The sequence below is a fragment of the Niveispirillum sp. genome (assembly GCF_017996735.1).
Classification (GTDB): Bacteria; Pseudomonadota; Alphaproteobacteria; order Azospirillales; family Azospirillaceae; genus Niveispirillum.
The window spans coordinates 1-26,693 of sequence record NZ_JAGOGJ010000055.1 but is presented as its reverse complement, the minus strand read 5'-3'; the positions used below and the strand labels follow the sequence as shown (position 1 = coordinate 26,693).

The following is a 26,693-nucleotide window of genomic DNA, read 5'->3' as shown; positions in this document are numbered from 1 at the left end:
ATTTGGTTTGCGCCGGGATGTAACAGTCCCGGCGGGCAGGAACCGCGCCTTTCGGCGCGGTTTTCGCATTTGAGGGTTCCGCATCGCCCCTGATACCGCCTTGGACATGCCACATCTGCGCCGCGCCATCCGCCTCGTGGGCAATTCCGGAGGGGCGTCATGAGAAGGATGGCAAAATCGGCGATCCAACTGGGTTTGCTTTCGCTTGTGTGCCTGGCTGTTCCCGACAGCGGGGCGACATCGCCACAAATCAGATGTTATCTGGGAACGAACCAATGGTGCGTGACCCAGGGGGTACAGGTAACAGCTATGGTTGCCCAGGATGGCAACCGCCAATGGACCCTGCGACCCCTGGTTGACTTGGGGGAGTCTCCCCTTCTGCTGCGGGAAACGAGGAAGTGCGATGGTAACGTGTCGGCCATGCCCTTTCTGGGTATGCAGGAGAAAGCCGGTCGGGATGCTGAAGGGCGAGAAACCATCGAAGTCAGCTTTTCCTTCGGTTCTAACGCCGATGGATATCCTGGCTGCACGCTGTCCTTCATTTCGGGAGCGAACGGGGAACGGATGACACCGAACAACCGACGCATAATGATGCATTCCATACTTGTCGGGCCTGGCTGGGAGCAGATGAGCAGCTTGGCCAAACATGCCGGCCTGAACAACTGACTGTCGCGGCCTTGCCGGCGCACCGGGGTTTGCCCCATGCTGGCGGTGGTTCAACCTTTGGGGGCCGCCCATGCCGATAATGCCCACCCCCGATCCCGCCGCCCTGTCGAAGCGTGCCGAGTTGCTGCGCCGGCTGCGCGACGCAGTGCCCGGTGGGGTGATCGCGGATGAGGCATCGCTGCGTGCCTATGAGACAGACGCGCTGACCGCCTATCGCCAGATGCCCATGCTGGTCGTCCTGCCGCGCAACACGGCGGAGGTGGCCGCCGTGCTGCGCCTTTGTCACGAAATGGGCGTGAAGGTGGTGCCGCGGGGGGCCGGAACCGGCCTGTCGGGCGGGGCGCTGCCGCTGGCCGATGGGGTACTGCTGGTCCTGACCAGACTGTCGCGCATTCTGGAGATCGATTACGACAACCGCGCGGTCGTGGTGCAACCGGGCGTCACCAATCTGGCCATCAGCCAGGCGGTGGGCGACCGTGGCTTTTATTATGCGCCCGACCCTTCATCGCAGATCGCCTGCTCCATCGGCGGCAATGTCGCGGAAAATTCCGGCGGCGTGCATTGCCTTAAATATGGGGTGACGGCCAACAACCTGCTGGGCGTCGAGTTCGTCACCATGGCAGGGGAGGTGCTGCGCCTGGGCGGCAAGCATCTCGATTCGGGCCATTATGATCTGCTGGGCGTCATCACCGGGTCAGAAGGTTTGCTGGGCGTGGTGACGGAGGTGACGGTGCGCATCCTGCCCCGGCCGCCCGTGGCCCGCGCCCTGCTGGTCGGGTTCGACCGCACCATCGATGCCGGCGACGCGGTAGCCGCCATCATCGCGGCCGGCATCATCCCGGCGGGCATGGAGATGATGGACCGCCCCGCCATCCATGCGGCCGAAGATTTTGTGAAGGTCGGCTATCCGCGCGATGTGGAGGCGCTGCTGATCGTGGAACTGGACGGGCCGGCCGCGGAGGTGGACGCGCTGATCCAACAGGTGGCGGAGATCACGACGGCCCATCATGGCCGCCCGCCCCGGCTGTCCAGCAGCGAATCGGAGCGTCTGGCCTTCTGGGCCGGTCGCAAGGCCGCCTTTCCCGCCGTGGGCCGGATCAGCCCCGATTACATGTGCATGGATGGCACCATCCCGCGCAAGGCACTGCCCACGGTGCTGTCCCGCATGGCGGAGATGGAGGGGGAGTTCGGCCTTCGGGTCGCCAATGTCTTCCATGCTGGCGACGGTAACCTCCACCCCTTGATCCTGTTCGACGCCAACAAGCCGGGGGAGTTGGAAAAGGTGGAGGCGTTTGGTGCCGCCATCCTGTGCCTGTGTGTGGAGGTGGGCGGGGTTCTCACCGGTGAGCATGGCGTGGGGATCGAGAAGCGCGACCTGATGCCGTTTCAGTTCACAGAGGCCGATCTGGAGCAGCAGACGCGCCTGAAATGTGCATTCGATCCGGGCGGTCTGCTGAACCCCGGCAAGCTGTTCCCCACCCTGCACCGCTGTGCCGACCATGGCTGGATGCGGGTGGAGGGCGGGCAATTGCCCTTCCCGGACCTGCCCCGCTTCTGATCATTGACGCCCCACACCACCCCTGTTCTACTGCGCTGCAATGCATGGCGCGCAGGGCGGACATACCCTGACGAGGCCCGACAAGAATATGGCGGACGGGGTTCAGCATGGGTCGTGGAACGTGGCGTTACGCCATGATCGTGGGTGCCTTGGCGGGATGCATGGCCGGACCGGCCTGGGCGGCACCCAAGACGCTGGTCTATTGTGCCGAGGGCAGCCCGGAAAATTTCAACGCGGCGTTGAACACATCCGGCACCACCTTTGATGCCACCCGCCCCCTCTTCGATGGTCTGGTGGAGTTTGAACGCGGAACCACAAAGATCGTGCCGGCGCTGGCCGAACGCTGGGAAATCTCGCCCGACGGCCTGACCTACACCTTCCATCTGCGCCGCGGCGTGAAATGGCAATCCTTCAAGGATTACAAGCCGACGCGTGATTTCAACGCCGATGACGTGCTGTTCAGCCTGAACCGGCAATGGAAGGCCGACCACCCCTATCATTCCATCTCCGGCGGCGGTTACGCCTTCTTCAAAAGCATGGGTTTGGGTGACCTGCTGAAGGTGGTGGAGAAGCTGGACGATCATACCGTCCGCATCACGCTTTCCCGGCCGGAGGCGCCGTTCCTGGCCGATCTGGCCATGGATTTTGCCAATATCACCTCGGCTGAATATGCCGACTTCCTGATGAAGAAGGGCACGCCGGAGCGATACGACCAGGACCCGGTCGGCACCGGCCCCTTCCGCTTCGTCGTCTATCAGAAGGATGCACAGGTCCGGTATCGGCGGTTTGAGGAACATTGGGGTGGCAAGACGCCGCTGGATAATCTGGTCTTCGCCATCACGCCCGACGCCGCCGTGCGCTATGCAAAGCTGAAGGCCGGGGAATGCCACCTGATCCCCTATCCCAACCCGCCCGACCTGCCGGCAATTGCCAGGGACCCGACCCTGACCCTGATGGAGATGGAGGGGTTGAATGTCGGCTATCTGGCCTTTCAGACCCAGAAGAAGCCGTTTGATGACAAGCGGGTACGTCAGGCCATCAACATGGCCGTGGACCGCAAATCCATTCTGGATCAGGTGTTCCAGGGCAGCGGCAAATCGGCCAAGAACCCTATCCCGCCCGGCGTGTTCGGCTATCTGGCCGATAACAAGGACTATCCCTACGACCCCGCCAAGGCCAAGGCCTTGTTGGCGGAAGCGGGTTACCCCAACGGGTTCGAGACCGACCTTTACGCCATGCCCGTCCAGCGCCCCTACAACCCCAATGCGCGGCGCATGGCCGAGATCATCCAGGCCGATCTGGCCAAGATCGGCGTCAAGGTGAAGATCGTCAGCTTTGAATGGGGCGAGTACCGCAAACGTATCCAGGATGGCGACCATCAAATGGCGCTCTATGGCTGGACAGGCGACAATGGCGACCCCGACAATTTCATGTACAACCTTCTGGGCTGTGCCGCGGCCAAGACCAGCGGCAGCAACATCGCCAAATGGTGCCACCTACCCTATGAAGATCTGGTGCTGAAGGCCAAGCAGGTGCCCGATCAGGCCGCCCGCGCCAAGCTGTACGAGCAGGCGCAGCGCATCTTCAAGGAAGAAGCCCCCTGGGTCACCATCGCGCACGCGGTGGTGTTCGAGCCCGTGTCAAAAAAGGTCATCGGCTACAAGCAAAGCCCCTTCAACAGGCATCAGTTCGACGGAGTGGATCTGGCGGAGTGAGGGGGCCCCCATGCTGAAATTCATTGCCACCCGCATCGCCCTGCTGATCCCCACCTTCCTGGGCGTCACACTGCTGGCCTTTTTCCTGATCCGGCTGGTGCCCGGCGACCCGATCGAGGTGCGGCTGGGTGAGCGCGGGATCGATCCGGCACGGCTGGAGGAGATGCGGGCGCAACTGGGCCTGAACAAGCCGCTGTTGGAACAATATGCCGATTATCTGGGCGGGGTTCTGACGGGCGATCTGGGCCGGTCGCTGATCACCCAGACGCCCGTGCTGCATGAATTTGCCGAACTGTTCCCGGCCACCATCGAATTGTCGCTCTGCGCCATCCTGTTCGCGTTGATCATCGGGTTGCCGGCGGGGGTGCTGGCCGCGGTGAAGCGCGGCGGGCCGCTGGATCATGGGGTGATGGCGGCCAGCCTGACCGGCTATTCCATGCCCATCTTCTGGTGGGGGTTGCTGCTGATCCTGTTCTTCTCCGTCATCCTGGGCTGGACGCCGGTCAGCGGGCGGCTGTCGGCCGCATACTATGTGGAGCCGGTGACGGGCTTCCTGCTGATCGACAGTTGGATGTCGGAGGAGGAAGGGGCGTTTATGGATGCCCTGCATCATCTTGTGCTGCCATCCATCGTGCTGGGCACCATCCCGCTGGCCGTCATCGCGCGCATGACGCGGTCATCGATGCTGGAGGTGCTGGGCGAGGATTATATCCGCACGGCCCGGGCCAAGGGGCTGGGCCTGTTCCGCATCGTGGGCCTGCATGCCCTGCGCAACGCCATGATCCCGGTGGTCACCGTCATCGGCTTGCAGGTCGGCACGCTGCTGGCCGGCGCCATCCTGACGGAAACCATCTTCGCCTGGCCCGGCATCGGCAAATGGCTGATCGAAAGTATCAACCGGCGGGACTATCCCGCCCTGCAGGGCGGGGTGCTGCTGGTGGCCTGTGTCGTCATGCTGGTCAATCTGGCGGTCGATCTGATTTACGGCTTGCTCAACCCCCGCATCCGGCACGCGAAATGAGGGATGGGATGATGGTGTGCGTGGTTCCCTCACCCTCCCACGTCGTGGGCGAGGGGTGGAGATTTCGCCCCTCGCCCGCTGGCGGGAGAGGGAGGGGCCCGGGCCGCAAGGCCCGGGAGGGTGAGGGAACCAGATCGGGCGAGGACATCACGCCATGACCACGCCCTTCCTGGAATTCTGGAGCCATTTCCGCCGCAACCGCGGGGCCGTACTGGGGCTGTTCATCGTCCTGGCTCTGTCCTTCGTGGCCATCTTCGCCGATATCGTCGCCCCCTATGATCCGGCCGAACAGTTCCGTGACTTCGTGCTGCTGCCGCCGGCCTGGATCGATGGCGGAAACTGGGCCTTCCCGCTAGGCACCGATGATATCGGGCGCGATATGCTGTCCCGCCTGATCCATGGGGCGCGGCTGTCGCTGTTCATCGGGCTGCTGGTGGTCACCCTGTCGCTGGCGGTTGGGGTAGCGCTGGGGCTTCTGGCCGGGTTCTATGGTGGGGCGTCGGACACGCTGATTGCGCGGTTCATGGATATCCTGCTGTCCCTGCCCTCCCTGCTGCTGGCCATTGTGGTCGCCGCCATCCTGGGGCCGGGGCTGGTCAATGCGGCCATCGCGGTATCGGTGGTGATCGTCCCACATTATGCCCGCCTGACCCGCGCGTCGGTGATGGCAGAGCGGGGCCGGGAATATGTAACGGCGGCGCGGCTGGCGGGGGCCAGTGACACGCGTCTGATGCTGGTCACCATCCTGCCCAACTGTGCCGCCCCGCTGATCGTGCAAGCGACCCTGGGCTTTTCGACCGCCATCCTGGATGCGGCGGCCCTGGGCTTCCTGGGCCTGGGCGCACAGCCGCCGACGCCGGAATGGGGGACGATGCTGTCATCCTCGTTGCAATTTCTGCAACGCGCCTGGTGGGTGGTGACCTTTCCGGGGCTTTCCATCCTGATCACGGTGCTGGCCTTCAACCTGATGGGCGACGGGTTGCGCGATGCGCTGGACCCGAAGCTGAAGCGCTGAGGGGACGGATATGCCGCTTCTCGACATCAAGGACCTGTCCGTCACATTCGCCACAGCGCGCGGCCCGTTCCGCGCCGTCGATGGCATCGACCTGTCCGTGGAACCGGGTGAGGTACTGGGCATCGTGGGTGAAAGCGGATCGGGTAAGTCCGTCACTTCCCTGGCCGTGCTGGGCCTGCTGGCCGACAATGCCAGCGTGACGGCAGGCCACATGCAGTTTGACGGCCAGGACCTGCTGACCCTGTCGCCAAGGGCGCGCCGCCGCCTGAATGGCGGGCAGGTGGCCATGATCTTCCAGGAACCGATGAGCAGCCTGAACCCCTGTTTCACGGTCGGCTTCCAGATCGGGGAGACGCTGGCCCAGCATGAGGGCCTGTCGGGCAAGGCGCTGCGCCAGCGCTGCATCGCGCTGTTGGAACAGGTGGGCATCCCCGCCCCGGAGACGCGCCTGTCGGCCTTTCCGCACCAATTGTCGGGCGGGATGAGCCAGCGGGTGATGATCGCCATGGCGATTGCCTGCAACCCGCGCCTGCTGATCGCTGATGAACCGACCACGGCGCTGGATGTCACCATTCAGCGGCAGATCCTGGACCTGTTGCGCGATCTGCAACGGGAACGCGGCATGGCCATGATCCTGATCACCCATGACATGGGTGTGGTGGCCGAAAGCGCCCATCGGGTACAGGTGATGTATGCGGGCCAGGTGGTGGAGAACCGCCCGGCCGACAGCCTGTTCACCAATCCGCGCCACCCCTACACGGCGGCCCTGCTGGACGCGCTGCCCGAACGGGCCGTGGGGCGGCGGCGTCTGCCCACCATTGCCGGCACCGTGCCGGGCATCAGCGACCGGCCGGCGGGGTGCCTGTTCCAGCCGCGTTGCGGATTTGCCGACGATCGCTGCGGTACCCGCCCGCCCTTGAGGGGGGATGGAGATGGCTGGACGCGGTGCGTGCGGGTGGGGGGACAATGATGACCGAGTTTTCCCTCACCCTCCCCCCCGCTGACGCGGGCGGGCCCCTCCCTCTCCCGCAGGCGGGCGAGGGGCGATATTCGGCTCACAATGAAGTTCCGCCCCTCGCCCACAAAGGTGGGAGAGGGAGGGGCCCGTTGGCGCCCGCCAATGGGAGGGTAAGGGAGCGCCATCTCCTGGTCCGCCCCCGCCACGCCGGAGGCACCCCATGACCATCATCCTGGAAGCCCGCGACCTGAAGCGCCATTACCGGGTCAAACGCGGCCTGTTCCGCGCGTCGGCCACGGTGAAGGCGGTGGATGGCGCCAGCTTCACTGTCCATGCCGGGAAAACCCTGGCAATCGTGGGCGAAAGCGGCTGTGGCAAATCCACGTTGGCCCGCCTGCTGACAAGGATCGAAGCGCCGACGGAAGGGACCATCCATTTCGACGGGCGCGACATCACTTCTGTGCCCAAGGCGGAGGAAAAAAGCCTGCGCCGGGCCGTGCAGATGGTGTTTCAGAACCCCTATGGCTCCCTGAACCCACGGCAGAAGGTGGCGGATATCCTGGCCGAACCGCTGCTGATCAACACCGATACGCCCAAGGCCGAGCGGCGTGACCGCGCCATCGCCATGATGCAAAAGGTCGGCCTGCGCCCCGATCAGGCCGACCGCTATCCGCACATGTTCAGTGGCGGGCAGCGGCAGCGCATCGCCATTGCCCGCGCCCTGATGCTGGACCCGCGTGTGGTGGTGGCGGACGAGCCGGTGTCGGCGCTGGACATCTCCATTCAGGCGCAGGTTTTGAACCTGATGATGGATCTGCAGGACGAGTTCGGCCTCGCCTATGTCTTCATCAGCCATGATTTGTCGGTCGTCCGCCATATCGCGGATGAGGTGATGGTGATGTATCTGGGGCGGCCCGTGGAACAGGGGCCGAAGGACGCGATCTTCGCCGATCCGCGCCATCCCTATACAAGCGCCCTGCTGGCCGCGATGCCGCGTGTCCATCGCGGCGGCGGCCCCGACGTGCCGCCCCTGTCGGGTGAACTGCCCAGCCCCATGGACCCGCCCACCGGCTGCGCCTTTCATAAACGCTGCCCGCTCGCCCAGCCCCGCTGCGCCCAGGAGACGCCGGAACCGCGCGTGGCGGATGGCCGGATGGTGGCCTGCCACCTCGTGGCCTGAATCCCTCCTGACAAACCCGCTTCAAAATGATATCAAAATTATATCACTTTGAAGCGGGGAGGATGGAATGCAGGAGAACCAACAGGTCGGGGATCGACCCATCACGGTGGCGTCCGGGCTGGGCATGCTGTTGTTTGGTCTGGCGTTGGTCCTGGTCTCGCCCGTGATGATGATCATCGGGTTGAAGGGCGGAACCGGGCCTGTGTCGCTGTTCTGGCTGGTGCCGGTGGTGGCCGGCATCATCCTGATGTGCGGGCTGTTCATTGTGCAGCCGAATCAGGCCGTGGCCCTGACCCTGTTCGGTGACTACCGGGGCACGGTCGGCACGCCGGGCCTGCGCTGGGTCAACCCGTTCTTTGCCAAGCACCGCGTCTCCCTGCGGGTACGCAATTTCGAGACGGGCACCTTGAAGGTGAACGACGCCGATGGCAGCCCCATCGAGATCGGCGCCATCGTCGTCTGGCAGGTGACGGACACGGCCGAAGCCCTGTTCAATGTCGAAGATTATAAGGGCTATGTCTCGATCCAGGCCGAATCGGCCCTGCGCCTGATCGCCACCTCCTACCCCTATGACGACCATGGCGGTGGCATCCTGTCGCTGCGCGGCCATGGGGAGGAAGTGTCCGACCATTTGCAGCGCGCCATCCAGGAAAGGCTGGCAAGAGCCGGGATCAAGGTGGTGGAGGCGCGGATCAGTCACCTCGCCTATGCGCCGGAAATCGCCAGCGCCATGTTGCAGCGTCAGCAGGCCAGTGCCATCGTCGCCGCCCGTTCCAAGATCGTGGAAGGGGCCGTGGGCATGGTGGAAATGGCGCTGGATCAGTTGGCCGCCCGCTCCGTGGTACATCTGGATGATGAACGCAAGGCGCACATGGTGTCGAACCTGCTGGTCGTGCTCTGCGGCGACCGGGCAACGCAGCCGGTGGTAAATGCGGGCTCGCTGTACTGATCGTCCCTGGCGCCAAGCCGCGGGTGCGGCGCCGGCGCTTGAGGAACTGAAGAACCAGAGGACAGGTCTTGGCGGAGAAGAAGGCATATCCCCTGCGCATCGGCGCAGACGTGCTGGAGGCCATGCAGCGCTGGGCCGATGACGATCTGCGCAGCCTGAACGCCCAGATCGAATATGTGCTGCGCGCACAGTTACGTCAGGCCGGCCGCCTGAAACCGCCAGCCCCGACGCTGGCGGTGGAGGAAAAGGAATAGGGGGGCGGACCGGTATCTGCCGGCCCGCCCCCCTATCCATCATCGCGACCGCATTACGCCGCGATGATGGTTTTCACGAACCGGTCAACCTCAGTATTCAGCACGACGGACTGGCGCGTCACGTCCGACGCCGTGCCATGCACCGTGGCCGCAGCCCCACCGGTATTGGCGGCCGCCTGGCTGACGCCCTGGACCGCGTCGCAGACGGCCTGGGTGCCATTGGCGACATCCTGGACGGTGCGGGCGATCTCGTTCGTGCTGGCCTGCTGTTCCTCGATGGCGGCGGCCAGGGCCGTGGTGATTTCCCCGATCTTGTCGATCGTGTTGGCGATGCGGGCGATGGCGGTCACGGCGGCGCTTGTCTCCCGCTGGATGCTGGCCACCTGGGAGGTGATGTCCTCCGTCGCCTTGCCCGTCTGCATGGCCAGCGCCTTCACCTCCGACGCAACAACGGCAAAGCCCTTGCCCGCCTCTCCCGCCCGCGCCGCCTCAATGGTGGCGTTGAGCGCGAGAAGGTTGGTCTGCGCGGCGATGCCCTGGATCAGGCCCACGACCTCGGAGATACGACCGGCGGCACCCTGCAGCCCATCCATGGTGCGGCTGGTTTCACCGGCATCCTCCACGGCGGCGCGGGCGACATTGTTGGCTTCCACCACCTGGCGCGCGATCTCGGCGATGGAGGCGTTGATCTGTTCCGTCGCGGCGGCCACACTCTGCACGCCGGCTGCACTTTCATCCGAAGCGCTGGCCACTTCGGCGGCCTGGGTCGCGGCAGACTTGGCGGCACCGGTCAACCCCTCGGCGCTGTCGCGCATGTCCTGGGCAGAGCGGGCCAGGGCGGTGGACACATCACCCAGCTTGGCGGCAAAGTCGCTGGTCAGCTTCTCCAGGCGGCGCTGACGCTCCTCCTTGGCGGCCTGTTCGGCCTTCTGCGCCGCCTCCAGCCGCTTGGCCTCGGCGAGACCGCGCTTGAACACGTCCAGCGCATCGGCGATCTGACCAATTTCGTCACCCCGGCCGGTTTCCGGCACATGAGCCGACAGGTCGCCACCGGCCATCTGCCGCACCGTGCCCGTCACGGCCACCAACGGCCCCGTTACCTGGCGTGAGACCAGCCAAAGAGCGAACCCGACCGACCCCACGATACCGACGACGGCAATCGTCAACATCATCAGGCGCTCTTGCGTCGCAAAACTGTCCAGTTCACCGATGACGGTGGTGACCCGGCCCACCTGCTGCTCCGACAGGGCGACCATGGCCTTGTTGAAGGCCTGACGGTTGGCGCGGTTGGCATCATTGTCGCCATAGGTGCGGGCGGACGCGGCCCCCTCCGTCTGTCCCAGACGGACCAGTTCGCGCCGGAAGGTGACGAACTCGCGGCCCTTGGCCACGGCCTCGTCCATGGCGGCTTTCTGCGCGCCCTGGGCCAGGCCCTGATACTCGCCCAACCGTTTGTCCAGAAGGTCGAGGCTGGCCGTCATCGACTTGGCGAACTTCTCCACCTCGGCCGCGTCGCGGGACATGTAGATGCCGCGGCTGTCCATGACGACGCCATTGATCAGGCCGTTGATCTGTTCGGACAGGACGGCGCGCCTTGTATCACGCCCCATCCGTTCCACCTCACCCTGGTAGACAGACAATGCGGACAGGCCCATCACGGCCATGACGATGGCCACAACGGCCAGCATGCCCATGGCCAGATTGACCTTCATCGCAATGCGCAAATCACGGAGCTGCTTCATTCGTCCCTCCACCTGCCATACCAACAGCACCGGATCGTTTCGTCCGGAACAGAAATCATATGGCCGGGATGATGACGCTGTGCCCCGCGATTTTGTTGGGTCCAAACGGTTAGGTACGGTTAAAAGCGCCTGCACTGGGTACGTGCAAAAGGTCAGGCCGCCCTGTTCTTGCGAATGAAACGCAGGAACATGGGTACCCGACCAACATCCAGCGCCTTCTTTTCATAGCGTGTCTGCGGCCAATCTTCGGGACGTACGCGCCAGTCTTCCGCGGTTCTTGCCGTCCATTCGAAATCGGGATGGCGCCAGGTATGCTCCAGCATCCAGCGCTGCAACTGCGGATCATCCGACGCAATACGCAGTTCGGCCCCATCCTTCAGCACGCGCGACAGGCGCGGAAGATTGACCGGCCCGATGAAGCGGCGGAAGGCATGGCGGGCCTTGGGCCAGGGATCGGGGAACAGGACAAAGGCCCGTCCAACAGACGCATCGGGCAGGGCGTCCAGGATGGGGCGGGCATCGTCGGGAACGACGCGGATATTGGTCTGCCCCCCCTCCTGCACATGTTTCAGCAGGGAGGAAACGCCGTTGACGAAGGGCTCGCACCCGATGAAGCCGATATCGGGATGGCGTTCCGATTGCCAGGCCAGATGCTCCCCGCCGCCGAACCCGACCTCGAACCACAGATCACGCTTGGGTTCATCGAACAGGGTGGCGGGATCCAGACGCTCCCCTTCCGCCGGCGCCGACAATTTCATCTTCGGCAGCAGCGTTTCCATCACCTCCTGCCGATGCTTGCGCAGGGGCCGGCCGTGACGGCGGCCATAGAGAACCTTGCGGTGGGGAATGCTGTCGTCGGACATGGCGCGACTCGGATGTTCAGGAGGGGGGCGGAATGGCAAACGGCCCGCCGGAGGGCGGGCCGTTGCGGTACGGTGCCGGACGGGTTGAACCGTCCGGTAAGGGGATCAGGCGCCGAAGGCCGACTTCAGATCGGCGACCAGATCGGTCTTTTCCCAGCTAAAGCCGCCATCGGCATCCGGCTCGCGGCCGAAATGGCCATAGGCGGCGGTGCGCGCATAGATGGCGCGGTTCAGCTTCAGATGCTCACGGATGCCGCGCGGCGACAGGTTCATCAACTGGCGCAGCACGTCGGACAGCTTGTCCTCATCCACGCGGCCGGTGCCAGCCGTGTCGATATAGACCGACAGCGGGTGCGACACGCCGATGGCGTAGCTGAGCTGGATCGTGCACTTGTCGGCCAGACCGGCGGCAACGACGTTCTTGGCCAGATAGCGGGCGGCATAGGCGGCCGAACGGTCAACCTTCGTCGGGTCCTTGCCGGAGAAGGCGCCGCCGCCATGCGGGGCGGCACCGCCATAGGTGTCCACGATGATCTTGCGGCCGGTCAGGCCGGCATCACCATCGGGACCGCCGATGACGAAACGGCCCGTCGGGTTCACATAGAAGGCCTCTTCCGGGCACATCCAGCCTTCGGGCAGGATGGAGAGAACATGCTTGCGCGCCGTCTCGCGGATCTCTTCCTGCGCGACGCTCTCGCTATGCTGAGTCGACAGCACGACGGAGGTGGCGCCAACGGGCTTGCCGTCGCGGTACTGAAGGGAGAACTGGCTCTTGGCATCGGGGCCGAGCCAGGGGGTGGCGCCCGAATGGCGCACGTCCGCCAGGCTCTTTAACAGCATGTGGCTGTAATAGATCGGGGCCGGCATCAGGGCCGGCGTCTCGGTGCAGGCGTAACCGAACATGATGCCCTGGTCACCGGCGCCTTCATCCTTGTTCCCCGCGGCGTCGACGCCGACGGCGATGTCGGCGGACTGCGCATGCAGGAACACCGAAACCTCGGCATTCTTCCAGTGGAAGCCATCCTGCTCGTAGCCGATATCCTTGACGGCGGCGCGGGCCACATCTTCCACCTGGGCCAGCAGACCCTCGGGACCACGAACCTCGCCGGCGATCACGATACGATTGGTCGTCGCCAGGGTTTCACAGGCGACGCGCGCATAGGGATCCTGGGCCAGATAGAGATCGACGACGGCGTCGGAGATGCGGTCGCAAACCTTGTCCGGATGACCTTCGGACACGGACTCGGACGTGAAGACGTAGTTCGATTTGGCCACTTGGATCGCCTCGGCTAAACAGTTGTACGGTGTGAAAAACAAAACACGCCGCCCCGGTTTCACGGGCGCAGCGTGTTTGTCGCAATCTTTTCCAGCATGGTCAAGCGCTGCGGATGCAAAAAAAGGCCTATGAATGGCTGTAATCCGCCAACCGCCGGGCTGCCTGTACCGTCAGACGCCGACCGGGGCCTTAACCGCACGCCATCACGGCGCGTCGGCGGGTCCGGCCACGGCCTTGGTCAACTCGAAGATGCGCTTGCGCACGGCCGGATCGGTGATGCGGTAATAGGCTCGCACCAGTTCCAACGTCTCCCGCTTGGCCATCGGGTCGGGTTCGCCCGCTTCCGGCATGGGGGTGGGGGCGGGGTTCGGCGTGCCGTCGGGATAGGGCATGTCATCGAAGAAGAACGACACGGGCACATCCAGCACCCGGCTCAGGTCGAACAGGCGGGAGGCGCCGATACGGTTCGCCCCACGCTCATACTTCTGGACCTGCTGGAAGGTAAGGCCAATCGCCTCGCCCAGCTTCTCCTGGCTCATGCCCAGCAACGTGCGGCGCAGGCGCACACGCGTACCGACATGAACATCGATCGGATTCGGCTTGCCCAACTTAGGGCGGCCGCCACCACGACGGCCACGGGTTTCGGTTTGCATGCGGACAACCTCCAGATTGGCGTTAGCCCGATCCTGCGACATACGTTTGCATGTCGTCAAGCAATTAACCTATATTCCTTGGTATGGTGGCGTATCTATTTGCACCCGTCGAAGGATATGACACAACGACGTTATCATTGGCCCAGTAAGCGGCGCTTACGCACGCCCTGCACGCCACCCCCACCCTGCCACGGCGACCAACAGGCCAAGCCAGAGCAACGCGGGAACTAGATCACCATAGTCTGCATACAATGGCACGAAAATGGCGCGTTGCGGTAGTGAAATATCCAGATTTCCGCTATCCCCGAGACGTAGAGCACCCCGGACACGCCCGTAAGCGTCGATGACGCCCGAAATGCCGGTGTTGGCCGCGCGCACCAGCGGCACCCCCTCCTCCACCGCGCGCACAATGGTAATGGCAAAGTGCTGGTGTGGACCGGCCGTCTGCCCATACCAGGCATCGTTGGTCAGGTTGAGCAGCCAATGCGGCCGTTCCGCCCCACGTGGCATGACGGCACCCGGAAAAATCACCTCGTAGCAGATCAGCGGGCTGGCCGGTGGTGCCCCCGGCACGGATACGCTGCGGGCACCGGGTCCGGCGGAAAAATCCGCCCCCGCCGCCACCGCCTTGACCCCCGTGGGCAGCAGGGACCGCAAGGGCAGATATTCCCCGAACGGTACCAGATGGAACTTGTCAAAACTGGCCGCCACCTGCCCGCCCTGGGTCAGGGCAAACAGGCTGTTGAAGTAAATGAAATTGCCCTGCGGGTCGGTGGCCAGCCGGTTGGCCCCCGTGATCAGGGCACCGCCGGGCGGGGCAATCTGGGTCAGCAGCCGGGTCAGGGGCAACTGATCTGGATTGGCACTGTCGGAAGACAGGAAGTAGGGCACGGCCGTTTCCGGCCAGATCACATGGGTGACACGATCCCACCCTTCCGCCCCCGACAGGTCGATCAGACGGCGAAGATTGCCGATCTTCGCCTCTTCTTTCCATTTCAACTCCTGGGGGATGTTGGGCTGCACGATGCGCAGGGTCACCCCCGGCACATCGCCCAACCCCTGGCCCGCCATGCGCCAGCCACCCCAGCCGGCCACCAGCGCCAGAACAGCCAATCCGGCCAGCGCCGGCCGCCAGGACGGTCGCGGCCCCGCCAGCGCCGCCGGCAGCAGCGCCACCAGCACCGTCAGCAGCGACAGGCCGTAAATCCCGGCCACGGAAGCGAATTGCAGGACTGGCAGAACCGGCGTCCAGCCATAGCCGATCAGGTTCCAGGGAAAGCCGGTGAACAGGTGTCCGCGCGCATATTCAACCGCCACCCAGGCCAGCGCCAGGGCCACCGCCTCCGCCCAGCCCGTCAGGCCGAAGCGCCGCCGGGCCCAGCCATAGGCCGCCGTGCCCGCGCCCAGGAACAGGCCCAACAGGGCCGGCAATCCCAGCAGCGCGAAGGGCAGCATGAACCAGAACCGGCCGATATCGGTGAACAGGGCAGCGCTGATCCAATACAGACCGGGCACATGGTGCCCCACCGCGAAGGCGAAGCCGATGGCGAAGTCTGTCCGGCCCCGGTCGGACCCACGCAACAGCCAAGCCAGCACAGGAAAGGCGATCCAGAGCAACGGCAGGGCATGGGCCGGCGGCAGGGCCAAGGTCGCCCCCGCCCCCGCCACGGCCGCCAACCCCAGCCTTTTCCACCCCCGCGCCTCGATGAACCGGCCAGCCAGAAGGGCGAGACGGGGCGAAACGGCGGTATGGCTCATGAAGCAGGGTCCAGGCAGGAGAAGGTGGGCAGGATGCACACTCCGTATCACGCGCAAGGCAACTGCCCCGACGGCGCAATGGTCATGAACCATCGCCGTCAGGACGAGTTTTTACGTGATCCGGCTTGCGACGAACGGTTACCCAACCGCCCGCTGCGGCTCGTCCGCATCATCACCGCTGTTCATGACCAGATTATGGACACGCAGCGTCTTGATACGCCTGGGATCAGCGTCCAGGATTTCAAAGGCCAGACCGCTCGGGTGTTTCAGAACCTCGCCCGGCGACGGCACGCGGCCCGCCATGGCAAAGACCAGGCCCCCCAGCGTGTCCACTTCTTCCAGTTCGTCGGCGTCGAAATAATTGCCCAGTTGGGCCTCGAACTCCTCGACCGGGATGCGGGCATCGACATCGACGGTGCCATCGGCGCGGGGGGCCAGGGCGCTGGCCGCCGCATCGTCATGCTCGTCCTCGATCTCACCCACGATCTCCTCCACCAGATCCTCGATGGAGACCAGACCGTCGATGCCGCCGAACTCATCCACCACCAGCGCCAGATGCTGGCGCTTCTGCCGCATCTTCAGCAGCAGGTCCAGGACGGGCATGGAGGGGGCGACGATCATCACCTCCCGCGTGATGGCCTGCATGTCGAAGGTGCGGGCGCCGGCCACACAGGCCAGGACGTCCTTGATATGGACCATGCCGACCACGTCATCCAGCTCTTCCCGATAGACGGGCATGCGGCTGTGCGCCTCTTCGGAGAAACGCTTGATCAGGTCGGGCAGCGAGATGTCCAGGGACACGCCGACAATATCGGCGCGCGGCACCATGGCATCGGCCACGGTGCGGTGGCGCAGCTTCAGGATATTGGCGAGCAAGGCCCGCTCTCCCTCCGCCATGGAGGGTTCTTTGGGACCCGTCTCCTCGATCAGTTCCTCGATCGTGTCGCGCAGCGTATCACCGCCGCGTACCCCGAGGATTGATCGCAGCCAGCCACGCAGGTGCTGGGCGAGGGTTCCGTTTTCTTCCGCCCCGTCTTCGCGGGGCGATCGACTGTCGCTGAGGTCGGCCATCATCTTTCTGGGGTTAAGGGGACGGGTCCGGAGGTTCACCCCCCGGATCATCAGCGGCGGAGCCGCCGGGATCATCAGGCGCACGGCTTCCTTCCGGGCGCCCGGCATAGGGGTCGGCGATGCCAAGCCCCGACAGGATCTGGGTTTCCAGCCGTTCCATCTGTTCGGCCTCGGAATCCTCGATATGGTCGTAACCCAGAAGATGCAGAACGCCGTGGGTCACGAGGTGGGTCAGATGGTCGGCAAAAGGCTTGCTCTGTTCGCGCGCCTCGCGTTCCACCGTTTCAAACGCCAGAATCACATCGCCCAATATTACAGGAACCGGGTCGTCTGGCGACAGGAATTCCACATCGGCCTCGTCAACGGCCTCATCATCCTGTTCTTCGGGCTCGTCCCACTCGCCTTCCGCATCTTCGCCGCCGCCATCGGCATAGAGCGCGAAGGACAGGACGTTGGTCGGCTTGTCCTTGCCACGATAGTTTTTGTTCAGTTCCTGAACCGTATCATTATCGGCCAGCACCACCGACATCTCGACGGGTCCGACCGGCAGCCAGTCCGGGTCCTGCCCGTGCGCGGCATCCAGGGCGGATCGTGCCGCGCGCTCGCACAGCATTTCCACGTCGGCAACCGATGCTTCCCAGCGCTCATCCTCGATGGATAGCGCGATATCGACCCGATCCGGCATGTTCACGCCCCCTCGGCAGCTTTGCGGGCGCGGTCGGCCGCGTCATAGGCCCGGACGATCCGGCCCACCATCGGGTGACGCACGACATCCTGGTCCCCGAACTCCACGAAGGACACACCCTCCACCCCACGCAGGATGGTCAACGCCTCACGCAGGCCGGATTTCTGACCGGCGGGCAGGTCGATCTGGGTGACGTCGCCCGTCACCACCATGCGGCTGCCCTCGCCCAGACGGGTCAGGAACATCTTCATCTGCATGGGCGTGGTATTCTGCGCCTCGTCCAGGATGACGAAAGCATGGGCCAGCGTGCGGCCGCGCATGAAGGCCAGCGGCGCCACCTCGATCACGCCCGTCTCCAGCCGCTTGGTGACCTGATCCCCCGGCAACATGTCATGCAGCGCGTCGTAAAGCGGGCGCAGGTAGGGGTCCACCTTCTCCTTCATGTCGCCGGGCAGGAAACCCAGCCGCTCCCCAGCCTCCACGGCGGGACGCGACAGGATGATGCGCTCAATCGCCCCCTGCATCAGCAGGCTGACGGCCTGCGCCACGGCCAGATAGGTCTTGCCGGTACCGGCGGGGCCCAGCCCGAACACCAGCTCACTCTCGGCCAGCGCCTCCAGATACTTTGCCTGGGTGGCGCTGCGCGGGGTGATGGTGCGGCGCTTGGTCTTCAGCCCGGCGCGCGGGTCGGACAGTTGGGCCAGCGCATTGCCGCTGGTCTGCACGTCCGCGCTGATGGCCAGGCGAGCAGCGGCATCCACCTCCCCCGGTCCCACGGGCATGCCGGCCTTCACCCGATCCCATAGCGCCAGGATCGCCGCCCGCGCGGCCTGCGCCGATTCATCCCCGCCCGCGATGGACAGGACATTGCCGCGCGACACCAGCCGCGTGCCCGTCTGCTTTTCCAGCCGTGTCAGGAACTGGCCATGCTCCCCGAACAGCAGCGGCAGCAGGCGGTTATCGTCGAACGACAGTTCCAGGTTGGTCAAGCGTGTGCCTCCACCGCCGGGGCGGCCTGGGTAACGGTTTCACCGGTCACGACATGGCCGGACAGGCTGTTGGCAAAGGCGCCGGTGACATGCACATCCACCATCTGGCCCATCAACCGGGCCGGCGCCTGCACATAGACCGACTGCATATAGGCGCTGCGGCCCAGCAACTGCCCCTCCAGCTTGCCCACGCGGTCGAACAGCACCGACAGGGTACGGCCAATCATGGTCTGGTTGAAGGCCACCTGTTGGGCGTTCAGCAATTGCTGCACCGCCTGCAACCGCTCATCCTTCACCTTCTCGTCCACCTGCCTGCCTTCCAGGCCGGCGGCCGGCGTGCCGGGACGGGCGGAATATTTGAAGCTGTAGGCCTGGGCAAAGCCGATATCATTGATCAGGCGCAGCGTATCGGCAAAGTCCTGGTCCGTTTCACCGGGAAAACCCGTGATGAAATCGGACGACAGGGCCAGATCGGGCTGGCGGGTGCGCAGCCGGTCGATCAGGCGACGGTAATCATCGCCCGTGTGCTTGCGGTTCATGGCGGCCAGGATACGGTCGCTGCCCGACTGTACCGGCAGATGCAGGAAGGGCATCAGTTGCGGCACGGTCCCGTGCGCGTCGATCAGGTCATCATCCATGTCGCGCGGATGGCTGGTGGTATAACGGATACGCTCCAGCCCGTCGATTTCCGCCAGGGCGCGGATCAGCCGACCCAGGCCCCAGACGCTGCCGTCCGCCGCCTCGCCATGGAAGGCGTTCACATTCTGGCCCAGCAGGGTGATCTCCCGCACGCCATGCGACACCAGCCGCCGGGCCTCGTTCAGCACCTGGCCCACCGGGCGGCTATATTCCGACCCGCGCGTATAGGGGACGACGCAGAAGGTGCAGAACTTGTCACAGCCTTCCTGCACCGACAGGAACGCCGCCGGTCCCTGCGGCTTGGCGCTCTCCTCCGGCAGCAGGTCGAACTTGCTCTCAACAGGGAAGTCGGTATTCACCACGCCGCCGGCGCCGCGCACGGCGCGCGTCACCATCTCGGGCAGTTGGTGATAGGTCTGCGGCCCGAACACCATGTCCACATGGGGCGCGCGCATCATGATCTCCGCCCCCTCCGCCTGCGCCACGCAGCCGGCCACGGCCACCACCATGCGCCCGCCCCCGGACGCCTTTTCATTCTGCAAATGCCGGATGCGCCCCAGTTCGGAATAGACCTTTTCCGATGCCTTTTCGCGGATATGGCAGGTGTTCAGGATCACCATGTCGGCGCCATCGGGCTGATCCGTCGGCTCATACCCCAGGGGTGCCAGGACATCGGCCATGCGATCGCTGTCATAGACATTCATCTGGCAGCCATAGGTCTTGATGAACAGCTTCTTCTTCAACGCCATCACCCCGAAACCGGGGCCTTTCCGCATGACAAGGGGCACGGAGGCAGGGCCAGCCGCTTAACCGGTGCAAGATAGGGATGTAGCCGCCAGAGTCAACGTCGCAGGACGGATTGACGGGGGCGATGGGGTTGCATGGGGCGGGGGCGGTGCCGTCCCCACACCCTCCCAAGCTTTGGAGACATGAACAATGCCCGGTTCCGCCCCTCGCCCACGATAGCGGGAGAGGGAGGGGCCCGCCCGCTTCAGCGGGTGGGAGGGTGAGGGAGCGACGGTTTCCCGTCCTCACTCCTCAATCGGCTGATACCGCGCCCGATAGGCCGCTTCCTCAGCCGCCATGCCCTCTTCGGCACGGCCTTCCTTGATGATGTTCAGCAGGGCGTAGAGCACTTCCTGCACGCCTTCGCCCGCTGCACCCGACATCACGAAGACGGGCTTTTTGGCCGACCGGCGCAGCTTGGTGCGTTTGAACTCGATCTCTTCCTCGGTCAGGGCGTCGACCTTGTTCAGGACGACGATCTCCTTCTTGTCGGCCAGACCGCCGCCATACATGCGCAGTTCGCGCCGGATGGTGCGATAAGCAAGCTGCACGTCTTCCTGCGTGCCGTCGATCAGGTGCAGCAGCACGCGCGTGCGTTCCACATGGCCCAGGAAACGGGTTCCCAGGCCATGGCCTTCATGCGCGCCCTCGATCAGGCCCGGAATGTCGGCGATGACGAATTCTTCCTCACCGGCCTTCACCACGCCCAGATTGGGCACCAGGGTCGTAAAGGGGTAATCGGCGATCTTGGGCCGGGCGCGGGACACGGCGGCCAGGAAGGTGCTTTTGCCGGCATTGGGCAGGCCCAACAGGCCAGCATCGGCGATCAGCTTCAGGCGCAGCCAAACCCAGCGCTCCTCCCCCGGCCAGCCGGGGCCGAAATTGCGGGGCGCACGGTTGGTGCTGGTCTTGAAATGCTCATTGCCGTAACCGCCATCCCCGCCCTTCAGCAGAACGATGCGCTGACCGGCCTCGGTCATGTCGGCGATCACCGTTTCCTGATCCTCGTCCAGCACCTGGGTGCCGACGGGCACGCGCAGCACCACATCGGCACCACGGGCACCGTTGCGGGACGAGCCCATACCATGGTCGCCCTTCTTGGCCTTGAAATGCTGCTGATAGCGGTAATCGATCAGGGTGTTCAGGCCGTCCACAGCCTCGATCACCACATCGCCGCCACGCCCACCATTGCCGCCATCGGGACCGCCGAAGGGGATGAACTTTTCGCGCCGGAACGCCACCGCACCCGGGCCGCCATCACCGCTTCGCAAATAGATCTTGCACTGATCAAGGAACTTCATGGCGGCACCGACTTTACAACAGAAACGGGAGGCACCCAGGGCGGCGACCGCCACCCCGCGACCCCATGGTCGCGCAAGCCAAGGGAGCAGATGAGCCCGCCCGGCGCCTGAGGGAACATCAAAAACTCAAAACAAATCGGGGGAACGGTTGCCCGCTCCCCCGACCCGTCACATTCCGAACATCGGCCAGGGGCCGACGACGACCTTACTCAGCCGCAGCAGCCGGCTCGTCATCGAAGCTGACTTCGTTGACGGCGACAAAGGTGCGACCCTTCAGGCCGGTCTTGAATTCGACATTGCCGTGGACCAGAGCGAACAGCGTGTGGTCCTTGCCGATGCCGACATTCTCGCCGGCATGGAACTTGGTGCCGCGCTGACGGACCAGGATGTTGCCGGCCAGAACCAGCTCACCGCCGAAGCGCTTCACGCCCAGACGGCGACCAGCGGTATCGCGACCGTTGCGGGACGAGCCGCCTGCCTTTTTATGTGCCATGGATCTAACTCCTCACTGAAGCTTCAAAAAGGCGCTCAGGCCTGGATACCGGTGATGCGCAGCACCGTCACTTCCTGACGATGGCCGTTCTTCCGGCGGTAGTTCTGGCGGCGCTTCTTCTTGAAGATGATGATCTTGTCGTTGCGGTCCTGAGCGACGACGTCAGCCGTGACGACGGCGTTGGCGATCAGGGGCGTACCGACAGTGGTGGTGCCCTCGTTGCTGACCAGCAGGACTTCGTCCAGCTTCAGGGAGGCGCCAGCCTCACCGGCCAGCTTCTCAACCCGAATGACGTCGCCGGCCGCGACCTTGTACTGCTTACCGCCGGTGCGGATGACTGCGAACATTCTAACCACCACTTCTTAAAGATCCGGGAACCCCCGCCAATGGGATGGCCCCTTCCATTCTGCCGCAAAAAGGAATACGGCAGCCAAAGAGGCTCCGTTTCCAGAGGCGGCGGAATATACCTGTCCGAGACGGGCTGTCAACCAGGAACCGACTCTTTTCCTTGAGTCTTCGCCCCCCATGCCCTGCAAGGGTGGGGTCCATCCGCCGCATGGAGTTCCTTATATATTGTATGGGCGGCATGAAAAAGGACTGTTGCATCCCGCGAACGGTTTGTGTAGGTTCCGCGCCACTTCGCCAGGGCGCCCCGGTCGACCACCGGAAATCATGCGCGGCGGGGTCATGCGGAGAGGTGGCGGAGTGGTCGAACGCGTCGGTCTCGAAAACCGAAGTACCCGCAAGGGTACCGTGGGTTCGAATCCCACCCTCTCCGCCATTTATTCCAAAAATAGTTGATATTACTGGCGCCGAAGACAGTTATCCGTCTGTTTTCGGCCAGCGATGGACCGCGCTGATATACCGGGGCCGCGCGGAGCGCCCTGAAAGCCTGCAAAGACACACCTTACCGGCAGATGCCGAAACGGGCCATGTCGAGATGGAAATGGTCGCGGTGCAGGGCGTTGTATTCCGGCCCCAGCACGGTGCGGAAGATGCCGCAGGCACCCTTGTGCGCGTCGCGCCAGAACAGGGCGCGCGGACCGGCACCATCACCTTCGGCCCAATCCCGCGCCAGCACGGTTTCGCGACCGTCCGCCAGGGTGATGGCGGCAATGTCGATGGCATTCGCGGTGGCATGCTGGCTGCGCCGTCCGCCTTCCCCGCGATCAGTGCGGACGGCCCGGCAGGCATAGGTGCCCAGGTGACGGACGGATACGGGCTTGCTGCCCAGATGGCGTTCCGCCGCTGGAATCAACACGTGCCGTTCATAGAGGACCAGCCCCGCGAGGACCGGGCAAGTGGCCGTCACCCGGCTTTGATAGCGCAGGTGCGAACGGTTCAGGGTGGCGGCACCGGAAAGGCCGCAACCCGGTTCCGGTCCGTCGCGGTCGGGCACCGGTGACACGGCCACCCCCGCCCGTTCCAGCCAGCCGAGGCAGGCCGGCGCATCATCCGCCAGCCGTGCAAGCTGCCAACTGGTGAACCAGCCCGGCGGTTCTGCCGGGTCGGGCAGTGCCCAAGGGTTCCAGCGGGCAGGAACAAGCTCCTGCAGCCGACCATAATGCCCGGCGGCATATAAACCCGCCCCGGCCGCCAACAGCAGGGGCATGATGATCCATATCCGTTTCACCCGACGCGATATGGGGGCCACCAGGCGCGGTGACCAGCACCGTCTTTGGTGGTGCCCCCCATGCACGCCTCCCCGTCACCGCCCCCTTCAAGCAAAAAGGGGCGCCCGTTTGCGAGCACCCCTTCACCCCGAAGGACAGTCCCTTACAAAATGAACTTCGACAGATCGGTGTTCTGCGACAGCCCATCCAACTGCGTCCGCACATAGGCGGCATCCACCGTGATCACCTCTCCGCTCTTCTCCGTCGCGGCGAAGCTGATTTCCTCCAGGAGGCGTTCCATCACAGTGTGCAGACGGCGGGCGCCGATATTCTCGACGGTGCGGTTGATGTCGGCCGCCAGACGTGCCAGTTCGTCGATGGCGTCATCAGTGAAGACCAGTTCCACCTCTTCCGTCTTCAACAGCGCGACATACTGCTTGATCAGGCTGCATTCCGGCTCCGTCAGGATGCGGCGGAAATCGGCCTGGGTCAGGGGCTGCAGGTTCACGCGGATGGGCAGGCGGCCCTGAAGTTCGGGCAACAGGTCGCTGGGCTTGGCGACATGGAAGGCGCCCGACGCGATGAACAGGATATGGTCGGTCTTCACCGCCCCATGCTTGGTCGACACCACCGTGCCCTCGATCAGGGGCAGCAGGTCGCGCTGCACGCCTTCGCGCGACACGTCGCCACCGCCGCGATGTTCGCTGCGGGCGCAGATCTTGTCGATCTCGTCCAGAAAGACGATGCCGTTCTGCTCCACCGAATGGATGGCTTCGGCCACCACCTTCTCATTATCGAGAAGCTTGTCGCTCTCCTCCGCCATCAGCAGGTCATAGCTTTCCGACACGCTCATCTTGCGGGTCTTGGTGCGTCCGCCGCCAAAGGCCTTGCCGAAGATATCGCCCAGATTGACCATGCCCATCTGCGCCCCCGGCATGCCGGGAACGTCAAAGGTCGGCATGCCGGGAACGGCATTGTCCGCCACCTGGATTTCGATCTCGCGTTCGTTCAGGCTGCCTTCACGCAATTGCTTGCGGAACTTGGCCCGCGTCTCCGCCGAAGCACTTTCGCCGACCAGAGCGTCCAGCACCCGTTCCTCGGCATGCAGTTCGGCCTTGGCGGCCACCTCCTGGCGCAGGCGGGTGCGGGTCATGACGATGGCGGCTTCCACCAGATCACGGATGATCTGTTCCACATCGCGGCCGACATAGCCCACTTCGGTGAACTTGGTGGCTTCCACCTTCACGAACGGCGCCTGGGCCAGCTTGGCCAGACGGCGCGCGATCTCCGTCTTGCCCACGCCGGTCGGGCCGATCATCAGGATGTTCTTGGGGTAGACCTCTTCACGCATCTGGCCCGTCAATTGCTGACGGCGCCAGCGGTTGCGCAGCGCGATGGCCACGGCGCGCTTGGCCTCGTTCTGGCCGACAATATATCGATCCAGCTCCGAAACGATCTCACGCGGGGAGAAGGCGGTCGCACTCATCACATCTTCTCCAGCGTGACGGAATGGTTGGTATAGACGCAGATGTCGGCCGCCACCTTCATGGCGCGGCGGGCAATCATTTCGGCATCGAAACTTTCAATGTCGATCAGGGCGCGGGCAGCCGCCAGGGCGTAGGAGCCGCCGGAGCCGATGCCGATGATGCCGTCCTCCGGCTCCAGCACGTCGCCATTGCCGGTGATGACCAGCGAGACATCCTTGTCCGCCACGGCCATCAGCGCCTCCAGCCGGCGCAGATAGCGGTCGGTGCGCCAATCCTTGGCCATTTCCACGGCCGCGCGGGTCAACTGGCCCGGATGCTGTTCCAGCTTGGCTTCCAGCCGTTCGAACAAGGCGAAGGCATCGGCCGTGGCACCGGCGAATCCGGCCATGACGGACCCGCCGGCCAGGCGGCGGACCTTGCGGGCATTGGACTTCATCACCGTCTGCCCCATCGACACCTGGCCATCGCCGGCGATCACCACATGGCCGCCCTTGCGGACGGACAGGATGGTGGTGCCATGCCACTGGATCGGGTCGTGGGGGTTTGGATTGCCGGTCATCAGGATCACTCAAGGATGGGGAAGAGGAAATGAAATACGTCTTGCTATGTGGGCAGGCGATCGGCGCCGTCAAGCACCGGACGGGTGGAGCGCACCCGTATTCCCGCCCCCCTCCGTCCACCGCTTGCATTCCCATGAATTCACCCCCTAGAGTACCGCCTTGTGAAGCCCGCTGTCGCCCATGTCGTTGCGATCGCCGGTGCGGCCCTGCTGGGGCTGGCCGGGATCGGTTGGATGTTGCTTCCCCTGTGGGAGGCACAATCCCCCGTGCTCGGGCTGCTGACGCTGGCCCTGTTGCTGACCATCGCGGCCATGTTCCTGCGGTTGCTGGCCTGGAGCCGGGGCAGCGAGCTGGACATGCAGGAGGCGAAGGCCGAGAGCGGGCGTCTGCTGGCGCTGCTGGACGCATCGCCCGATCCCTGGTTCGCCATGGGGGCCGGCGGCGACCTTGCGGTGGCGCCCGGATTCGGCGCGCTTCTGGGCGTGGAGCAGGTGCGGCGGCTGGATGAGGTGGAACAGGCGCTGGCCCCCAGCGACGCCGCCGCCCTGCACGGATCCTTCCGCCACCTGACCGACAGCGGCCAGCCCTTCCAGATCAATGTCCGGCTGGCCGACGGATCGAAATTCTTCCAGGCCAGCGGCCGGCGGGGCGAGGGCGCCGACGGCACCGTCCTGCATGTTCTCTGGCTGCGCGACATCACCGCCCAGGGCCAGGAACAGGTCCGCCGGCAGGAGCAGCAATGCGCCCAGGCGGCGGAACTGGACCGGGCGCGCGTGCTGCTGTCCACCCTTCCCGTTCCCCTCTGGCGGCGGGGGGCGTCGCTGGATCTGGACTGGTGCAATGCCGCCTATGCGGCCCTTCTGGACAGTACGCCCAACGATGTGCTGGAAGCCCGGCGCGAACTGCCGGGCGGCGGTCTGTTCGGCGGCCCCCGCGATCTGGCACAGCGGGTGCGGGACACGGGGGGGGCGCAAAGCGAGGAACGGTTCCTGGTCGTCGATGGCGACCGCCGGTTGTTTGAACTGACGGAAATCCCCCTGCCCCAGGGTGGCATGATCGGTCTGGCCGTGGATCGCACCCGCGAGCGCACGCTGAAGGACGAACTGACCCGCCATGTCGACGCGCATGGGGAGGTGCTTCACCAGTTGGGCTCCGCCATCGCCATCTATGGCCCTGACATGCGCATCAAGTTCCATAACCACGCCTATGCGCGGCTATGGGACATGGATACGGGCTGGCTGTCCGACGAACCGACCTATGGCGAGGTTCTGGAGGATCTGCGCGCCCGGCGCAAACTGACGGAAGAAGCGGATTTCCCGCGCTGGAAGAAGCAGCAGCTTGGTCTGTTCACCTCGCTGATCGAGCCGATGGAGGAACTGATCCATCTGCCCGACGGGCGCACCCTGCGGTCGCTGGTGGTGCCGCATCCGTTTGGCGGGCTGATGTTCGTGGCCGAGGATG

At 64.7% G+C, this 26,693-nt stretch carries 24 protein-coding genes, 1 tRNA gene and 1 pseudogene; 11 read left to right on the top strand and 15 right to left on the bottom strand.

All coding sequences use genetic code 11. The features are described 5' to 3' along the window. Nucleotides 1-159: 159 nt before the first annotated feature. The 9 genes from KBA48_RS17495 to KBA48_RS17455 all read left to right on the top strand — a co-directional run bounded on the left by KBA48_RS17495 (nucleotide 160) and on the right by KBA48_RS17455 (nucleotide 9,316). Entirely contained in the window at nucleotides 160-666 is a 507-nt protein-coding gene (locus KBA48_RS17495; protein ID WP_292908673.1) for a hypothetical protein, read from the top strand. 79 nt (nucleotides 667-745) lie between these two features. After that, nucleotides 746-2,224: an FAD-linked oxidase C-terminal domain-containing protein gene (locus KBA48_RS17490; protein WP_292908707.1), complete on the top strand. Its 1,479-nt coding sequence runs from the start codon at nucleotides 746-748 to the stop codon at nucleotides 2,222-2,224. Between the two features lie 107 nt (nucleotides 2,225-2,331). Further along, nucleotides 2,332-3,939, top strand: a complete 1,608-nt coding sequence (locus KBA48_RS17485) for an ABC transporter substrate-binding protein (RefSeq protein ID WP_292908672.1) — start codon at nucleotides 2,332-2,334, stop codon at nucleotides 3,937-3,939. 10 nt (nucleotides 3,940-3,949) lie between these two features. Then, on the top strand, nucleotides 3,950-4,960 hold the full coding sequence (locus tag KBA48_RS17480; RefSeq protein WP_292908671.1) for an ABC transporter permease subunit: 1,011 nt from the start codon (nucleotides 3,950-3,952) through the stop codon (nucleotides 4,958-4,960). A 154-nt stretch (nucleotides 4,961-5,114) separates the two neighbouring features. After that, on the top strand, nucleotides 5,115-5,975 hold the full coding sequence (locus tag KBA48_RS17475) for an ABC transporter permease subunit (RefSeq protein WP_292908669.1): 861 nt from the start codon (nucleotides 5,115-5,117) through the stop codon (nucleotides 5,973-5,975). Between the two features lie 10 nt (nucleotides 5,976-5,985). Beyond that, complete coding sequence (locus KBA48_RS17470; RefSeq protein WP_292908667.1) at nucleotides 5,986-6,945, top strand: ABC transporter ATP-binding protein; 960 nt, start codon at nucleotides 5,986-5,988, stop codon at nucleotides 6,943-6,945. Between the two features lie 208 nt (nucleotides 6,946-7,153). Continuing rightward, on the top strand, nucleotides 7,154-8,113 hold the full coding sequence (locus KBA48_RS17465; protein WP_292908665.1) for a peptide ABC transporter ATP-binding protein: 960 nt from the start codon (nucleotides 7,154-7,156) through the stop codon (nucleotides 8,111-8,113). Nucleotides 8,114-8,180: 67 nt separating this feature from the next. Then, nucleotides 8,181-9,062 carry an SPFH domain-containing protein gene (locus KBA48_RS17460; RefSeq protein ID WP_292908663.1) on the top strand — a complete coding sequence of 294 codons (882 nt, stop codon included), beginning with the start codon at nucleotides 8,181-8,183 and terminating at the stop codon, nucleotides 9,060-9,062. A 68-nt stretch (nucleotides 9,063-9,130) separates the two neighbouring features. Continuing rightward, nucleotides 9,131-9,316 (top strand): hypothetical protein, encoded by a 186-nt coding sequence (locus KBA48_RS17455; RefSeq protein ID WP_292908661.1) that lies wholly within the window; start codon nucleotides 9,131-9,133, stop codon nucleotides 9,314-9,316. 53 nt (nucleotides 9,317-9,369) lie between these two features. On the opposite strand, the gene KBA48_RS17450 is transcribed toward KBA48_RS17455, so the two are convergent. From KBA48_RS17450 to rplU, 12 genes are all read right to left on the bottom strand, one after another. Further along, nucleotides 9,370-11,058, bottom strand: coding sequence for a methyl-accepting chemotaxis protein (locus KBA48_RS17450; RefSeq protein ID WP_292908659.1), 1,689 nt, complete (start codon nucleotides 11,056-11,058; stop codon nucleotides 9,370-9,372). A 152-nt stretch (nucleotides 11,059-11,210) separates the two neighbouring features. Then, a complete protein-coding gene (locus KBA48_RS17445) occupies nucleotides 11,211-11,921 on the bottom strand; it encodes a tRNA (guanosine(46)-N(7))-methyltransferase TrmB (protein WP_292908657.1) in 711 nt (236 codons plus the stop codon). A gap of 105 nt (nucleotides 11,922-12,026) precedes the next feature. After that, nucleotides 12,027-13,196, bottom strand: coding sequence for a methionine adenosyltransferase (metK, locus tag KBA48_RS17440; protein ID WP_292908655.1), 1,170 nt, complete (start codon nucleotides 13,194-13,196; stop codon nucleotides 12,027-12,029). Nucleotides 13,197-13,400: 204 nt separating this feature from the next. Continuing rightward, a complete protein-coding gene (locus KBA48_RS17435; RefSeq protein ID WP_292908653.1) occupies nucleotides 13,401-13,850 on the bottom strand; it encodes a helix-turn-helix transcriptional regulator in 450 nt (149 codons plus the stop codon). A gap of 156 nt (nucleotides 13,851-14,006) precedes the next feature. Continuing rightward, on the bottom strand, nucleotides 14,007-15,608 hold the full coding sequence (gene lnt / locus KBA48_RS17430; protein WP_292908651.1) for an apolipoprotein N-acyltransferase: 1,602 nt from the start codon (nucleotides 15,606-15,608) through the stop codon (nucleotides 14,007-14,009). Between the two features lie 138 nt (nucleotides 15,609-15,746). Continuing rightward, entirely contained in the window at nucleotides 15,747-16,682 is a 936-nt protein-coding gene (locus KBA48_RS17425; protein ID WP_367273842.1) for a hemolysin family protein, read from the bottom strand. A gap of 10 nt (nucleotides 16,683-16,692) precedes the next feature. Continuing rightward, nucleotides 16,693-17,364, bottom strand: a complete 672-nt coding sequence (ybeY, locus tag KBA48_RS17420) for an rRNA maturation RNase YbeY (RefSeq protein ID WP_292908649.1) — start codon at nucleotides 17,362-17,364, stop codon at nucleotides 16,693-16,695. Between the two features lie 2 nt (nucleotides 17,365-17,366). Continuing rightward, on the bottom strand, nucleotides 17,367-18,353 hold the full coding sequence (locus KBA48_RS17415) for a PhoH family protein (RefSeq protein ID WP_292908647.1): 987 nt from the start codon (nucleotides 18,351-18,353) through the stop codon (nucleotides 17,367-17,369). After that, entirely contained in the window at nucleotides 18,350-19,741 is a 1,392-nt protein-coding gene (gene miaB / locus KBA48_RS17410) for a tRNA (N6-isopentenyl adenosine(37)-C2)-methylthiotransferase MiaB (protein WP_292908645.1), read from the bottom strand. Before miaB ends, KBA48_RS17415 begins: the two co-directional genes overlap by 4 nt. Before the next feature lie 282 nt (nucleotides 19,742-20,023). Continuing rightward, nucleotides 20,024-21,079, bottom strand: a complete 1,056-nt coding sequence (gene obgE / locus KBA48_RS17405) for a GTPase ObgE (protein ID WP_292908643.1) — start codon at nucleotides 21,077-21,079, stop codon at nucleotides 20,024-20,026. Nucleotides 21,080-21,284: 205 nt separating this feature from the next. Next, on the bottom strand, nucleotides 21,285-21,572 hold the full coding sequence (gene rpmA, locus KBA48_RS17400; RefSeq protein WP_292908641.1) for a 50S ribosomal protein L27: 288 nt from the start codon (nucleotides 21,570-21,572) through the stop codon (nucleotides 21,285-21,287). Between the two features lie 35 nt (nucleotides 21,573-21,607). Continuing rightward, a complete protein-coding gene (rplU, locus tag KBA48_RS17395; RefSeq protein WP_054165740.1) occupies nucleotides 21,608-21,919 on the bottom strand; it encodes a 50S ribosomal protein L21 in 312 nt (103 codons plus the stop codon). A gap of 344 nt (nucleotides 21,920-22,263) precedes the next feature. Here rplU and KBA48_RS17390 point away from each other — a divergent pair. Beyond that, a tRNA-Ser gene (locus KBA48_RS17390) sits at nucleotides 22,264-22,353 on the top strand. A 126-nt stretch (nucleotides 22,354-22,479) separates the two neighbouring features. On the opposite strand, the gene KBA48_RS17385 is transcribed toward KBA48_RS17390, so the two are convergent. The 3 genes from KBA48_RS17385 to hslV all read right to left on the bottom strand — a co-directional run bounded on the left by KBA48_RS17385 (nucleotide 22,480) and on the right by hslV (nucleotide 25,231). Beyond that, entirely contained in the window at nucleotides 22,480-23,184 is a 705-nt protein-coding gene (locus KBA48_RS17385) for an extensin family protein (protein ID WP_292908633.1), read from the bottom strand. A gap of 164 nt (nucleotides 23,185-23,348) precedes the next feature. Next, the gene (gene hslU / locus KBA48_RS17380) at nucleotides 23,349-24,671 is read right to left on the bottom strand and encodes an ATP-dependent protease ATPase subunit HslU (RefSeq protein WP_292908631.1); all 1,323 of its coding nucleotides are present in this window, start codon (nucleotides 24,669-24,671) and stop codon (nucleotides 23,349-23,351) included. Further along, on the bottom strand, nucleotides 24,671-25,231 hold the full coding sequence (gene hslV, locus KBA48_RS17375) for an ATP-dependent protease subunit HslV (protein WP_292908629.1): 561 nt from the start codon (nucleotides 25,229-25,231) through the stop codon (nucleotides 24,671-24,673). Before hslV ends, hslU begins: the two co-directional genes overlap by 1 nt. A 162-nt stretch (nucleotides 25,232-25,393) precedes the next feature. On the opposite strand from hslV, the pseudogene KBA48_RS17370 reads away from it, so the two are divergent. Beyond that, nucleotides 25,394-26,693 (top strand): annotated as a pseudogene (locus KBA48_RS17370) (sensor histidine kinase); the annotation flags it as partial.